Source organism: Mucilaginibacter sp. P4_C11, assembly GCF_056402115.1.
In genome coordinates this window covers 364,967-379,159 of record NZ_JBFUIA010000001.1, presented here as the reverse complement: position 1 = coordinate 379,159, position 14,193 = coordinate 364,967, and the positions used below count along the sequence as shown (strand labels likewise).

Sequence of the window (14,193 nt, the reverse complement as noted above, 5' to 3'; positions counted from 1 at the left end):
GGGTTAAAAGCACTGGAATTTAAATAAACAAGAAATTTGGGCGATAACGATATGATGGCACAGCTATATAGCTGTAAGTAACGTAACATACATTATCTTTTCCGCCACTTAAATGGCGAACAGGAATTAGCACCTTTATAACAATTGGGCTTACAGGTTGCTAAGACATCACAGGGCCTTTCCCTCCGTCTTTCTTGATAATTAAATTAAAGAACTGTTTAGTGATGCAAATATATAATATATTCTACTAAATACATAGACATTATATAATTTAATTGTCATGAAATGACAGGCGGGTATTGAACGCTGGTCATGACTCACCATGACTAAGCTACCGGCCTACTCCGGTTCATGCTGCTGCAAAAGGGGTAACCCCAATTTTGTTTAATTGGTCCTATATGCGATATCCGGGTGAAAAATTAAACATATAAAACAAGTACCTGATTTACGGAGGAAAGTAAGGCCATGTAAAACTGCGAGTTACAGGTTTTTTGAAAAAAAATGTGAGAGATTGAAAAGAAATTCTATCTTTGCATTCCGTTTCGAAAAGCACTCGTAGCTCAATTGGATAGAGCGTCTGACTACGGATCAGAAGGTTAGGGGTTCGACTCCCTTCGAGTGCACATATAATTTGCCTTTAAATGGGTTTAATCCATACAGGTACAAAGTTAATCCTAAGCCTTTCTGTGTTGTACCGAAAGGCTTTTAATTTATAACGAGCATGCTAAACCTGGTATTGTTTGGTCCTCCCGGAGCCGGGAAAGGGACTCAGTCACAAAAGCTTATTGAACAATATGGATTGATCCATTTATCAACCGGCGATCTTTTACGTGGCGAAATTGCACAAGGAACAGAACTTGGGTTAGAGGCAAAGAAGTTGATGGATGATGGCAAGTTGGTTCCTGACGCGGTTGTAATTGGTATGATCAGCAATAAGCTGGATAGCAATAAAGACGGTAAGGGTTTCATTTTTGATGGTTTCCCCCGCACGGTTGCACAGGCAGAAGCTTTGGATAGCCTGTTAACCAGCAAGCATTCGGCAATAACCGGAATGATAGCGCTTGAGGTTGATGATAATGAATTATTGCGCCGCCTATTGCTACGTGGTAAAGATTCGGGCAGGCCTGATGATGCCAACCCGGAAGTGATTAGCAAACGCATCCACGAATACAATGATAAAACGGCGCCAGTGGCCGGTTTTTATAAAAACCAGGGTAAATTTAAAAGCATTAATGGTATAGGCTCGGTTGATGAGATTTTTGGCCAGATACATGCCATTATCGAAGCCTGGTTAAAAGATTAATATTAAATATAAGTCCGGAAGACGGTAAGTCAGTAAAGTCCGAAAGTTAGGAACGTCAAAATTCTTAAACTTTCGGACTTTACTGACTTTCGGACTTTCGGTCTCAAAAAGAGAAAAATTATGTCGCAAGGTTCCAATTTTGTTGATTATGTGAAAATCTGTTGCCGCAGTGGCCACGGAGGGGCGGGCTCTGCGCATTTACACCGTGATATATTGACCTCAAAAGGTGGCCCCGATGGTGGCGATGGCGGTCGTGGCGGCCACGTTATTGTTAAAGGCAATGCCCAGCTATGGACTATGCTGCACCTTAAATACCGCAAGCACGTTATTGCCGGCGATGGTGATTCGGGCGGCAGTTCATTACGTAGCGGCAAAACCGGAAGAGACGAGATTTTAGAGGTACCCCTGGGAACAACCGTTAAAAATGCCGAAACCGGCGAAGTGATCTTCGAAATAACCCAGGATGGCGAAACCCGTATTTTAACTCCCGGCGGCCGTGGCGGCCTGGGTAACTGGCATTTTAAAACCCCAACCCAGCAAACTCCCCGCTTTGCCCAACCCGGCGAAGATGGCAAGGAAGACTGGAATATACTGGAGCTAAAGATCCTGGCCGATGTTGGTTTGGTGGGTTTCCCTAATGCCGGTAAATCAACCCTGCTTTCGGTAGTATCTGCCGCCAAGCCCGAGATTGCCGATTACGCTTTTACAACCCTGGTTCCCAACCTGGGTATTGTATCGTACCGCGATAACCGCTCATTTGTAATGGCCGATATCCCGGGCATCATTGAAGGTGCATCGCAAGGCAAAGGATTAGGTTTTAGGTTTCTGAGGCATATCGAGCGTAACTCGGTACTGTTGTTTATGGTACCTGCCGACACTACCCGAACCATCAGCCAGGAGTATGAAATATTGCTCAATGAACTGCAGGAATACAATGCCGAATTGATGCATAAACCACGTGTGCTGGCAGTAACTAAAATGGATTTATTGGATGAGGAACTTCAGGCCGAAATGAAGAAGGAGCTGCCGGAGGGCGTGCCATCAATTTTTATATCATCGGTAGCTCAAAAAAACCTGGCCGGATTGAAGGATTTGCTTTGGGCCGAGATCAATAAAGCAAGTGTTTAAATTGCTTTAAATAGTTGGACTAAAACTGTATAAAGCTTATATTTTTTTGTATTTTTTTGATATAAATTGAAACTTATTTAGCAGAATACAGCACATATTTGTCACTCAGCATATCCATATGAAAGCCCTTATAACCCGGGAAACATTTACGGATAATGTTTGATTTTGGCCCCATATAACTTGCCGGCAACATGATGAAAATTGGCCCGGCATGACCGTAGTGTACGTAGTCGTCAAACTCTATTTTTACGTCGGGACCAATGGGATCTAATATCACATAGCGGTTATGGTTTATCTCCAAACCCAGGTCGGGGCTGATGAAGACAAAAATAGCATTGGTGTTTTTACGGTCGAGTTCCATGATCTGGTCTAACGATGGCTGATCAATAAACAACTGCGCTATACCCGAAGTTCCCCTGGCATTTTTGGTTGCATTTTGATAATAACTGGGGGCAAAATATCTGATGCTTAAAGCAGTAATAAACAGGCAAAGCAAACCAAATCCAATTTTAACGGGCAGCTTACTTAAACTTACCAGGTAAACAATGCCCGGTGTTATCAGCAAACCGATTATACGCAAATGTCTTCCCTCGTAGGAGATGTTGGCCTGTTTTAAAAAACTGTACCCAAAAAACAATATGGAAAGCAAATAAAAAACGCTAAGTAGCAGCGCATAGCTTTTATCAGGAACAACACGAACGATGCGTATTACTAATAATACGCTCAATACTGCCGCTATTGACAGGACAAACAACGACCACCCCGGATTGAGTATAGGGGCATTACTATGCGTTATAAGGCCGTTTAACATATCATCCAACGAAAGGCCCGTTAATAAGGGCGACGCCAAAGGAAAGCTTAATGCCTCCCAGCTAAATTTAAAGCCAAATGAAGTGCCTGCCGGGTTTGCTCCTTTAGACATGTATTGAAAATAAACTACAGCCAATGATAGTGCAGCGGGGATAGCAATCCAGGTACCATTTTTAAACCAGTCGATTAATGTTGTTTTCTTTTGAGACAGGCTGAGCCACAGGTATAAACATCCTGCCCCGTACATCCATAGAAAGGATGATTTGCAGAAGAAGCCAATCCATCCGGATAGCAGTAAAAATAAGGCAAGCTTCAAGTCAGCTTTATCAAAGCTGACACAGCCGTATAAAAACCAGCCCAGGAAACCGAAAAGTAAAACCTCGCCACCATTATAAAATATGTAGGGTATAATAAAGGCTTGCTGAATAACAATAATTAATACACTTATAGCAGCCAAATGCTTTGCAAAGCCGGCCTTTTTAAAGAAAGTATACCAGCCGGCTATGCCCAATAATCCACAAACAAGGGTAGTAAGCGCTGCTGCACGCCCGTCGTTAACGCTAAACAACGATTTAAAAAAGTAAGGGACCAAATATTGCCCCGGCGACCACCAGGATAAAAATTCACTATAGTTTTTACTAATGTCGGCAGGATCTGGCTTGTTTGTAATGTTAAAGGCCCCACCGGCCTGCATCTTGTGCATCACCTGGAAACCCCAGCTTGGATCTGGAAACATTGCCGAGGGGGCTATAAATATCATTACACCCAAAATGACAGTGAGCAGGCTTAAAGCTATTAATATAATTTTGTGGGTATGTGATTGCTGTACGGTCATAATAAAGGTAGTGTTATGTTAATCGTGTAACAACGGATAGTCTTTAGTCGAAAGTCTTAAGTTCTAAGTCAAAAAAGAATAAATTTAACTTTTGACTTAAGACTTAGTACTAGTAACTTAAGAGTAGTGGGTTACTTATAGGCCGATCTCGCGGTCACGGATTTTTACTGCAGGGTTACCCTGGTAAATGCTGTATGGTTCCAGGTTTTTTGTGGCTATTGAGCCGGCGGTAAGTACAGCATGGCTGCCAGCTGTTATACCCAGGTTTATTATTGCAGCTGCGCCTATCCAAACGCCGTCTTCTAAAATTACACTTTTGGTTATCAAATCAAATGATGTTGTTTTATAGTTGTGGCTGCCGGTAAGCAACACGGCGCCCTGCGATAAACATACGTTGGCACCAATACTAATCATTACCAGGCTATCTATCCAAACGTTTTCGCCAACCCAGGTGTTATCTCCAATTTGCAAAAACCAGGGATACTTGATATTTACGCAAGGTTTTATAGTTACTTTTTCCCCTATCCTGGCGCCAAACATCCGCAATAAAAAAACTTTGAAATTGCTTGAGGGTATAAAACTGCTTTTAAAAAAAACAGCATTAACATAAAACCATATCAGCCTTTTTAAAGCGTTGCCACCCGGGTGAAAAGGGTAGTTATTATAAGTAGACAGGTCGGTTTTATGCATATTTGTCTGGTCGGTTATCATTTTGTTTGACCCAAAAATACAGGCTTATCATAATAATAGTGTACAAAATGATATTAAATATGGTGTGGTGATCAACTACACGGCTTGCATTTTTATTCCAGAACAGGGCCAGCAGTACAAAACGCAGAATGTTTAAAAGCTGGATGACTACAATTCCCGAAGTTAAAAAGATCAATTTTTGTTTTGTTTTTTTAGGATAGGCAATTACAAATGCCGCAAAAAAGCTCATCAGCCCAAGGCCAAGGCATGAGTACACCAGGATAATAGCCCCTTTGCCCGCAACCAGCAATTCGGTGCCGTTATGAATAGCCGAAAAGCCGAGCCAGTTAAGTACCTGGGTGCTCATGCTCAATAATAACCAACGGAGGCCCTGTATATAATTTAGGTTATTGGCCAAAAACTGGTTATAATGGCCGCCTGGATTGGTTATCCCAAAAAATAAAATGTTGAAATAATAGAAAAGCAGGAACAGAAACAGGAACCTGAATACAAATTTGCCTGGCGAGAGTTGACCCCGGTTTGCCGGTGTGTTTGGTTGTTTGTTTTTGAGGATCTCGTCAATTTTAACATCCACGATCAGCCTGAACCAGAAAGCCTGCAAAAAATGGAATATGACGCCTATACGCCCTTCTAATATGCCCAATTGGAATATCATCCGGTAAGTAAAGTAAAGCAATGGCCTTACGTAGCGGGGCAATTGCCACCACAACTGCTTAAGCCAGGCTGTGCGCTCGTCGGGCGAGCCAAACAATGATGGTTTAAGGGTTTGTTGCCGCATTTTTTGCATGCGCTCCACCTCCTCCTGTGCCAGCAAATCGCTGTAACGGTTGTGCTTGGCTATCCAGAAACTGATGTTGTTTTCTTTAAGGTTTTCTTCAAGAATATGGCCATCTTTCCAAATTTCAGTTTTACCCTGCACAATGAACCTGTGATCCATATTTTCATTCAAATCGGAGTAACCTACACCAAAGCGGATCATTTTAAGCAGGTAAAAAGGATAGTACCCGCCATGTTTTATCCAGCTGCCTTTAAAAAAATTCTTTCGGTTAAAGTAAATACCGTCAACATCCTGGTATTCCTGGTTTTTGAATTTTGCCAGCTTCTCTTTCAACTCCGGAGTAACCACCTGGTCGGCATCTAAACAAATAACCCAAGGAGTTTTGATATCGAAGTTTTTTAGGGCGAAGTCCCACTGTTTAGGGTGATTTTCGAAAGCATGCTGCAAAATGGTAGCGCCGGCTTGCTGTGCTATCACGATAGTATGATCATCGCTGCCTGAGTCTAAAATAAAAACAGGCGCATCTAACCCGTCGATAGATTGCAGCAATCGCGGTAGGTGCTGTTCTTCGTTATAGGTAATAATGATAAATGAATATGGTGGGATCAATGCTTTGCGATGATTTTTGTATACAAACCTAAATATTTTTCAACCAGGCTGCCAGCACTAAAATCAGCGTGGATAATACCAGGTGCTTGTTGTCTGATGCGTTCCAATTCAAGAGGAAGGGCCACAACCTGGTTAATAATTTCTGCAACAGACACAGCGCTTGTTTCGCATAACCAGCCAAGCTTATTTTCACTAACATAATCGGCAAGGCCAACTTCATGGCTAATGAGTACCGGCGTCCCAACGCTCAGGCTTTCAATTACTGCGTTGCCAAAGTTTTCATCATATGACGGTAGTATAAAAAGATCATGTYTTTGCAGCGCCTCAAACTTATCTTCATTAATAAAGCCGGCCCATGTTATCTTATCGCTAACGCCATTATCGGCAGCTAATTGTTTCAAGCTGTCAACATAAGCTTCGCTGCCACTGCCTGCAATGGTAAGATGGAAGGGGGCTTTGATTAAAATTAATGCGTTGAGCAATAAATCGAGTCCCTTTTTTTCTTCTATCCTTGAAAAAAAAATCAGCTTAATTGGAGTTGCTACCGAGTTTTGTGCAGCGGGCCGGTAAACAGGCAGCTTTACAAAATTAGGTATAGTGGTTGAGCTTTTAGGCACGATGATGCTATTCACGGCCTCGTTTTCGCGTTGCGAAGTGGTATGGATATGGCAGCGCTTTAATATCGGTTTGCTCAATAAGTTATGGATGAGCAATTTGATTGCCCTGTTTTTATTTTGAAAAGAATAGGGACTTAAAGTTCCCCTGGCAGATACCACTACCGGAACGCTACGTATTACCGCGATAAGGCAGGAGAGAACTGAAACCAGGTTCCACCAGGCATGGATATGCACGGCATCGTAAGTTTTGACATTTTTCCAAACGGTTTTTAATAGCGCGGGCGATAGGTGGCTATGGTCTTTTGTAATGCGTTTAAAATAGGTAACGTTTACACCGTCAACCATTACCGGTTGATTGGGTTTTACATCAAGTTCGGCTACACCGTTGGCGGTTGTGGCAAATACGCACACTTCACACCCTGCATTTGCCAGTTGCTCGCTTAACATGGCTACCGACATGGTTGGCCCGCCGTAAACATAAGCCGGTTTGTATGACGCCGAAATTTGTAGAATTCTCAAACCTCTTTTAATATATTAGATACTGTAAGTATTTTATGGATCACCAGCATACTTACGTAGCTCCAGAACACGGTATTGATCAGGAACTCAAAACTAAGGCCACGCCACATGATCTGGAACAGGCCGCTAAATACCAGAGCGGTACCCAATATGTATCCGCCAAAAAGTTTCTCAGCCTTTACCGAGATAATTTGTGCTATTGCACCGTACACCAGCATAATTACAAATACACCCAAACCTCCAAAACTAAGGTAAGCATCTACAATAAAAGCCGGTTTGGCCGATACAACCGAAGCCCTGTTAATCACCCCTGCATCGTAAACCCGTTCCATAATCAAATCCTCGGTGCTGGGCTTATCGGGCCAGAAAATTCTGGGGATAATAGCCATACCCGACTGCTCGAGCAATTTTGTGCCGTAAAAATCAACGTTTTTTGGGGTTGATTGGGTGAATTTGATAAACATATCAATTTCGCTAAGCCGGTACACCAAAAAGCCCCAGTTTGAATCATCATCGTCGCCCGAATCGCTGCTTAATGCTGCATCAAGCGCCAATTGAGTTGCCTCATCGGCCGTGGCATCGCCCGACCATGCGTTTTGCCTGAAAATACGGTTATACGTTGGCAAAAACATAAATAACAGCAGCAGGGCAGGGATAAAGATGGCTGCTACCAACTTTTTATAATTGGGATATAGAAAAACCCCCAAAACCAGTACACTGATGATAATGGGTTCCTTAAAGCCCGAAGTTAAGGCAGTGTAAAAGTTAAAAAAATAAAAGGCCAGGCAAATAAGCGTATTGCCAATTTTTTTAAGCGGGATAGCAAAAGCAAGCGCCAGTGTGCCGGCAATAAAACTTAACGAACTAAATTGGTTTGCAAATTGTGATAATCCCGGAAACCGGATAAAAAATATGGAAGCCGGGAAACTGACAACAGCAAACATCAATAGCAAATTTGCCAGTTTATCTTTTGGCATATAGTATTTTGACTTGGTACCATAATCCATAAAAATTAAAATACCCGATACAAAAGCCGCGTGCCCCAGACAATAGTAGCGTTGGCATTGCGCAGTGTATTGTAAACGATCCTGATCTACCAGTGTGGTGCTTACTTTTTCAAAATTTTGATAGCCCAATACATCCAAAAAGTAAAATATGGAGGTACAGGCCATGTACCCGGCGAAAATTATCTGTACCAGAAAAATCGGACGCATCAATTGTTCGGCTATGCTTAAGTCATCCGGTATTGGCTTAACCCAGCCTGTTAAAGTCAGCAAAAATATCAGGAACGATCCAAACCAGGCTATTATATATGACAGCTGGGGATCGCTGCTTAATAAAGCAGCCAGCGCCCAGGGTACATATAACACAATAATGCGCTCTAATGGTGCCTGCTTAGTTTGCATCGATATTATTTACTACGCCTAATATAGCATTGGCCTGTTTGCTAAAACTCCAGTTGGCTATGTTGATTTTTGCGTTGTGGCCTAAAATTGTTAACCTGTTTTTATCACCTGTAAGGGCATCCAGTTTTTTTGTTAGGGATGATATATTACCCGTTTCAAATATTTCGCCGGTAACGCCCGGGTTTACCAGGTCGACGGCGCAACCGCATTTATCAGATACCAATACGGGTTTACCAGCCGCCATTGCCTCATTTACGGCGAGCCCCCAGGTTTCGCCCGGTCCCTGCGAAGGCAGGCAAAACAAGTTACAGGCCTGGTATAAAGCAGGCATTGCCAACTGGTTTTGAAAGTTTATAAAATGAATATGGCTGTTTTTAGCTGCTGCTATTTTTAAAGCGTCCTCCAAAATACCGTTACCAACAAATAATAAATGCACGTTTGGCATGTTCAAAGTTAAAAAAGCATTCAGTAATAAAAGCGGTGATTTTTTGTCTTCGAATTTACCGGCAAACAATACTAAAACATCAGCCGGCTTAATCCCCAAATCCAACCTGATTTTGGAAGCTTCCACACCTCTTTCGGCGGCAAACCTATCGTTATCTATAGCGTGCGGCGCAAAACTAAGCTGCCGGGCTTTCAACCCGTATTTTTTAAAGTAAGCGCAATTATTGCTGCCTACATAAAAAGCATGATCAACATGGCTATAAACCCATCTCAAAAACAACGATCGCAATAATTGTTTTGCACCGGTTTTGCTGTCCAACAAGGTAGAGTCGCCACGAAAGTAAACCGGTATTTTATTTTTAAAATGCCTTATGGCCTTTAAATGGCTATCATATGCCCAGCCGTAAACCAAAACAGCATCTGCCTGCCAGGATGTTATTTGATTGATAAGGCCTGGATTGATTATCCCCTTAAAATGATGTGAGCCCGGATTTGGAGCTGTGTTTTTAACCCACTCATAGGTGTAACCCTCCAGCAGCGGGATATCCCAGGTAACGGTTTTGCCAAAGCCCGGATCAAATTTTTTCTGCGCCCCATCGCCCCAGGTATAAAACACTTTAACGTCTATTCGTTCGGCCAATAATTGGAACACCGGGGCATAGTATTGGATGGGATGGGTAGTAATGATAGCTAAACGCATCTAAATAATTTCGCCCATTATTTTAAATCCTTTGGATGCTTTTACACACGATTTTATAAATGCTTCGTCGCGGCAATAAATAGTATTATAGCTGCCGAATGAATCCATCAACTGTAGTTCCCGTTTAAAAGGATCATATTGGCATGGTTTAAAACCTACTGACAAAAGTGTTTGGTGAATATCATCTTCATTAAAACCGTAGCGCAAACCACTGCCATTCAGTTCAATAATGATGGCTTTAAGTATGGGCAGCTTTAAGGTGTCGGTCATCCCTTTTAACACTTCGGTTTCAAAGCCCTCCACATCAATTTTTATAAGGGAGGGTTTATCATTAAGGATCAGTGAATCAATACTGATGACATTTACCGTTTCCGCATCGGTTTCTGCGCTTTCGCCGGGGCTAATAATGTGGTTGGTGGTATCTTCGTTTTTGGAGAAGCTTAATATGCCCGCTGTGGCGCCTGCGGCAGCGTTTATTAAAGTAACTTTATTTTCCAGTTTATTCAGGCCGATGTTTTTGGCGGTTATAGCTGCAGTATTTGCAGAGGCCTCAATAGCAATGGTTTTGGCATTACAAACGCCCGAAGCCAATAAGGTATACGAGCCTGCATTGGCGCCAATATCAAAAAAAACATCGCCGGGCTGTAAAAAATGCAGCAAAAAAGCCATGTCATCAAACTCGTGCAGGCCGGTATAAATATTGCCGGTAATACCTGTTAAACCTTTGCGTGCATAAAAATTTATACCGGCAATAAATGGTTTTACCATAAACTTAGCGGGCTGCATACTGCTTTGAAACTGCCAGGTTAAAAAACGGATAAACGCTTTAAGCGGATGCCTTTTACCTAAAGGGTGGTTCAATATAAAGCCGAATGTTCTTTTAATTTTTCCCATTGATAACGCTGTCAAAAAGTTTGCACTGGTGTATGGTCATTTGCCTGGCCGAATATTTATTTACAGCTTCGGGATTATATTTGGGCGGTTCAACACCGCCATTGATTAAAGATAACAGGAATAAGCTGATGTTGGCATCGGAAACTGAATCGTAGTCATAAACCGATTTAACGCCATACTTTCTCATGATACTTATAGCCGAACTTGCCTTGTTAAAAATAGCCAGTAAAGGCTTTGGGGTAAGCAAATACGGATAAATTTTTGAGGCCGTGTATTTAGGGTCGTCGGAACCTGGTATAAACAACCCATCTGCCTGTTGCAGGGTTATCAGTGTATGATAGTAGCTTATTCTATCGGTAATTTCAATTACATTGCCTGCAACGCCCATTTGCCGGGCAAGCGGTAAAATGCTTGGTTTGCCCTGTCCGTTGGGCGCATAACTTGTGCCTATAAAATAAAACCGTAATGATTTTAAAGCCTGGTTGCCTTTATCCAATGCTGCTTTGAGGCCTTTTAGCAATGGGGTAACCGCCCGGTGCATGTCGGCACCGCCGCGGCCTATGTACACGATATTGATGTATTTTGAATCGAGAAGATTGGGAAAAGTATTCCTGTTCTGTTCGGCTATCTGCATATCCGGTTCAAATGCACCGAAGGTTATGGTTGCGGATGGAATGCCCTTAATTGCCGGGTAGCGATTTTTCAGATCGCTGATATAATTATCAGATACGCTGATGAGGCCACCCACATGGTTCATAGCACGGGGCTCCAGGTATTTGTTCAGGCGATAGGAGAACCAGTACTTGGGTGGCCTTTGTGCTTTGGGTTTATCCTCATAATAATCAGAAAACCAGGGGTCCTGCATATCAATTACGTAGGGGATACCATAGCGTTTTTTAAAATAAGCGCCCAAAATGCAAACAGGGAACTGGGTGGTCGAAAAATAGATCAGATCGTAGGCTTGTGTTTTTAAAAGCTCCTTTATTTTTTGCCTGTAAAACCACAACGACCGCAAAGCAATACTGCCCAGCCCCAGTTTGGATGTTACACTTTTTTTTAACGCTTTAACTTTATGAACCTTTAGGTGTTCAGGGATACTTTGTAAAAGCAATTCGTCCACGGGCAGGTCTGTGTATTGTTCGTCTACGGTTATTACTTCGGCATCCCAGCCGTTAGCTGCAAAGTAGGGCAGGCTCATACGGATGCGCTGCATATCGGCCCCGTTTACGGGTGGGAAATAGGGAGATATGATAAGCAGTTTTTTCACGGATTATTTTATAGCCCTTTTCCACCAGCGATTGTTACTAATTTTTTCGCGCGCTGCCGACCAGTCGCAGACCTCATCAATAATATCGTAAAAACCCTGCTGCTTTTCAGGGAGGTTATTGGCTGCTATATTTTTAATCAGTTGCGGTAGCCCATCATAAAAAGCTTTGGTACGATAGGGGGGATGTAATGACCATAACCCTTTGCCGCTCCCTAAAAAATCAATCCTTTTTAACTTATGGCTGTCCATGTAGGCCGATACCAGGTGTTCGGGCAAATCGGCATTAGCATTGCCTTCAAGTATTGCTTTCAACTGACCCCGTAGTGGTGGTTTGGTTAATATAAGCTTACCGGTTTTAAACCGGCTTTTATCAATCATAAAAATCCTGGTGCTCATACCTGCCAGTTGCCAGGTATAAGGGGCAATTTTATTAATTACCTGTTGCCCGGTCAAAGTATCTATACTATTGGGCGGGCCCGGCAAAGGCGCAGTAACAAAACAAGCTGTATCAGTTTCAAAAAAATGTGTTGCTTCGGCAATCCATTCTCCACTTCCGCCACCTAAAAACATATCAGAATCTAAATGGAAAACAAGGTTATTGGCCGCAGTATATATTCCAAAAAAATAGGCGTAAAAAGGGCCACCTCTAAAGTCTTTATCAGGCATGTCCTTTTTGCCGAAGAAATAGCCTGCAACTTTTTGTTTGGTTATTTCGGAATAATCAACCGGGACAATTTTAACGTTGTAGCTGCATTCAATTTCTGCCGATAGGAATTGGTTTAGTAACTCTTTATTTTCTTCCCAGCCTTCGGCAAAGCGGCCTTTGCTTGGCCGGGTATCCACTGTTAATATAATCTCATCTACCTGCGTACTTAAAATAGCTAACTGGTGTTTAAGGATATACCTGGCATGCGGATAATCGCCGGGTGCCAGGTTAATTTGCAGGCTTACCTTATTTTTCAAGAGCGTTGTTTACTAATTGAAGTAATTTTTTCGACTCATTTTCCCAATTGTAAAACGCAGCGGCCTCAACGGCTTGTTGTTGGGCCAATTTTAATTCACCGGGATTGCTAAGCCACTTATCCAGCTCATCTATCTGTTCCGGCGATGGCTGTTGCGATAATTTGAAGCCCGGTTTAAATTTATCAAATGCTTCATGCTGACCCACTGTTTCGCTGGCTATAACAGGCAGACCGGATTGGATATACTGGAAAAATTTATTGGTAATGGTATGGTTACGGCTTGGGGGCGTATCCAGCTCCAGGGCCAGGCCAATATCAAAGCCGGCTATTTTTGCGGCCAATTGATTTTCGCCAACAAGAGAATGAAAATATAACTGGTGCTGCGCGGGCAATAGGGAGGTGAGTATTGCGCGATAGCCTGCAGTTATGTTGCCCAGCAGGTGTAATTCGAGGGGTGATTTTAACGCGCTCAATACGTTCATAAACTGGTCAAGCCCCCGGCCCGGGCCAATAGTTTGCGAAAACCAGAATAACTTTAGGGGCTTGTCAAATCTTTTTATTTTATTTTGAACGGAGCCAGGCGATGGGAAAACATTATAGATAACCTTTGGTTGCGGGCACAAATACACCTGCGATAATTGGTTAGCCAGGGCATTTGAGGTTGTAATGCAATAGGTACCTTTATTTAAAGCGATAGCCTCTATCCGCCGAAGCAAGTTGATGGGCCTTTCGGCGCGTGCTTGGGGCAGCAGGTCCTCCGAGTACCAGTCCTCAAAGTCAAAAGCCACCTTGCAGCCTTCATTTAATAGCCGCGTGCCTATGTAAGTAGCCAATTCCTGGTGGCAGATGTATAAGTCTGCTTTTACTGCTTTAGCTTTATTATAATAGCGCGCAGCACCATAACCAAGGGCCAGGCTGTTTTCTATTTTAAAGCTATGCACAAGCAGGCGGCCAATTTTACTTAAAAACTTATCTGTAAATGAATTAAGGTTTGATGCGGAAAGGTTTGATATGGCCTGCAACTTAATACCAGGAAAAGCGCCTATGGCTAACAGATCTTGCCGGTAAAGGTCTGCAGAAATAATGTTTGTTAAAATAATAACATCATAACCTGCCGTAGCCAAAGTAACCGCCTCTTTTAAAACCCTGGGATTTCGACAAAGGTGCGATTGTGTGATAATGCAGACTTTTTTTGGCAATACTTTACGTC

At 42.6% G+C, this 14,193-nt stretch carries 12 protein-coding genes, 1 tRNA gene and 1 riboswitch; of the genes, 3 read left to right on the top strand and 10 right to left on the bottom strand.

Features of this window, described 5'->3' with window-relative positions; translation table 11 throughout:
- Window positions 1-89: 89 nt before the first annotated feature.
- Window positions 90-204, bottom strand: a riboswitch (SAM riboswitch).
- Window positions 205-549: 345 nt separating this feature from the next.
- From AC1DU2_RS01690 to obgE, 3 genes are all read left to right on the top strand, one after another.
- Window positions 550-623: transfer RNA gene (locus AC1DU2_RS01690), tRNA-Arg, on the top strand.
- A gap of 98 nt (window positions 624-721) precedes the next feature.
- Window positions 722-1,303, top strand: a complete 582-nt coding sequence (locus AC1DU2_RS01685; protein WP_477382483.1) for an adenylate kinase — start codon at window positions 722-724, stop codon at window positions 1,301-1,303.
- A gap of 120 nt (window positions 1,304-1,423) precedes the next feature.
- Window positions 1,424-2,431, top strand: coding sequence for a GTPase ObgE (gene obgE / locus AC1DU2_RS01680; RefSeq protein ID WP_477357551.1), 1,008 nt, complete (start codon window positions 1,424-1,426; stop codon window positions 2,429-2,431).
- A 73-nt stretch (window positions 2,432-2,504) separates the two neighbouring features.
- Here the strand turns inward: obgE and AC1DU2_RS01675 are convergent, their stop codons facing one another.
- The 10 genes from AC1DU2_RS01675 to AC1DU2_RS01630 all read right to left on the bottom strand — a co-directional run bounded on the left by AC1DU2_RS01675 (window position 2,505) and on the right by AC1DU2_RS01630 (window position 14,182).
- Window positions 2,505-4,076: a hypothetical protein gene (locus AC1DU2_RS01675; RefSeq protein ID WP_477382482.1), complete on the bottom strand. Its 1,572-nt coding sequence runs from the start codon at window positions 4,074-4,076 to the stop codon at window positions 2,505-2,507.
- A gap of 135 nt (window positions 4,077-4,211) precedes the next feature.
- A complete protein-coding gene (locus AC1DU2_RS01670; RefSeq protein ID WP_477357545.1) occupies window positions 4,212-4,766 on the bottom strand; it encodes a WcaF family extracellular polysaccharide biosynthesis acetyltransferase in 555 nt (184 codons plus the stop codon).
- Window positions 4,759-6,174: an exosortase Y gene (gene xrtY / locus AC1DU2_RS01665; protein WP_477382481.1), complete on the bottom strand. Its 1,416-nt coding sequence runs from the start codon at window positions 6,172-6,174 to the stop codon at window positions 4,759-4,761. Before xrtY ends, AC1DU2_RS01670 begins: the two co-directional genes overlap by 8 nt.
- Entirely contained in the window at window positions 6,171-7,310 is a 1,140-nt protein-coding gene (locus tag AC1DU2_RS01660; RefSeq protein ID WP_477382480.1) for an XrtY-associated glycosyltransferase XYAG1, read from the bottom strand. The genes xrtY and AC1DU2_RS01660 overlap by 4 nt, the downstream gene beginning before the upstream one ends.
- On the bottom strand, window positions 7,307-8,716 hold the full coding sequence (locus tag AC1DU2_RS01655; RefSeq protein ID WP_477382479.1) for an exosortase Y-associated Wzy-like protein: 1,410 nt from the start codon (window positions 8,714-8,716) through the stop codon (window positions 7,307-7,309). The genes AC1DU2_RS01660 and AC1DU2_RS01655 overlap by 4 nt, the downstream gene beginning before the upstream one ends.
- On the bottom strand, window positions 8,706-9,860 hold the full coding sequence (locus AC1DU2_RS01650; RefSeq protein ID WP_477382478.1) for a glycosyltransferase family 4 protein: 1,155 nt from the start codon (window positions 9,858-9,860) through the stop codon (window positions 8,706-8,708). The genes AC1DU2_RS01655 and AC1DU2_RS01650 overlap by 11 nt, the downstream gene beginning before the upstream one ends.
- Window positions 9,861-10,754, bottom strand: a complete 894-nt coding sequence (locus tag AC1DU2_RS01645; protein WP_477382476.1) for an FkbM family methyltransferase — start codon at window positions 10,752-10,754, stop codon at window positions 9,861-9,863.
- Entirely contained in the window at window positions 10,741-12,021 is a 1,281-nt protein-coding gene (locus AC1DU2_RS01640; RefSeq protein WP_477382475.1) for a glycosyltransferase family protein, read from the bottom strand. Before AC1DU2_RS01640 ends, AC1DU2_RS01645 begins: the two co-directional genes overlap by 14 nt.
- Before the next feature lie 3 nt (window positions 12,022-12,024).
- Entirely contained in the window at window positions 12,025-12,984 is a 960-nt protein-coding gene (locus AC1DU2_RS01635) for a hypothetical protein (protein ID WP_477382473.1), read from the bottom strand.
- The gene (locus AC1DU2_RS01630; RefSeq protein WP_477382472.1) at window positions 12,974-14,182 is read right to left on the bottom strand and encodes a glycosyltransferase; all 1,209 of its coding nucleotides are present in this window, start codon (window positions 14,180-14,182) and stop codon (window positions 12,974-12,976) included. Before AC1DU2_RS01630 ends, AC1DU2_RS01635 begins: the two co-directional genes overlap by 11 nt.
- Window positions 14,183-14,193: the final 11 nt, after the last annotated feature.

What these genes read in the sequence shown, in the direction of transcription:
- AC1DU2_RS01685 (WP_477382483.1), top strand. Translation starts at nt 722, where the DNA reads ATGCTAAACCTGGTATTGTTTGGTCCTCCCGGAGCCGGGAAAGGGACT.
- obgE (WP_477357551.1), top strand. Translation starts at nt 1,424, where the DNA reads ATGTCGCAAGGTTCCAATTTTGTTGATTATGTGAAAATCTGTTGCCGC.
- AC1DU2_RS01675 (WP_477382482.1), bottom strand. Translation starts at nt 4,076, where the DNA reads ATGACCGTACAGCAATCACATACCCACAAAATTATATTAATAGCTTTA.
- AC1DU2_RS01670 (WP_477357545.1), bottom strand. Translation starts at nt 4,766, where the DNA reads ATGCATAAAACCGACCTGTCTACTTATAATAACTACCCTTTTCACCCG.
- AC1DU2_RS01655 (WP_477382479.1), bottom strand. Translation starts at nt 8,716, where the DNA reads ATGCAAACTAAGCAGGCACCATTAGAGCGCATTATTGTGTTATATGTA.
- AC1DU2_RS01650 (WP_477382478.1), bottom strand. Translation starts at nt 9,860, where the DNA reads ATGCGTTTAGCTATCATTACTACCCATCCCATCCAATACTATGCCCCG.
- AC1DU2_RS01645 (WP_477382476.1), bottom strand. Translation starts at nt 10,754, where the DNA reads ATGGGAAAAATTAAAAGAACATTCGGCTTTATATTGAACCACCCTTTA.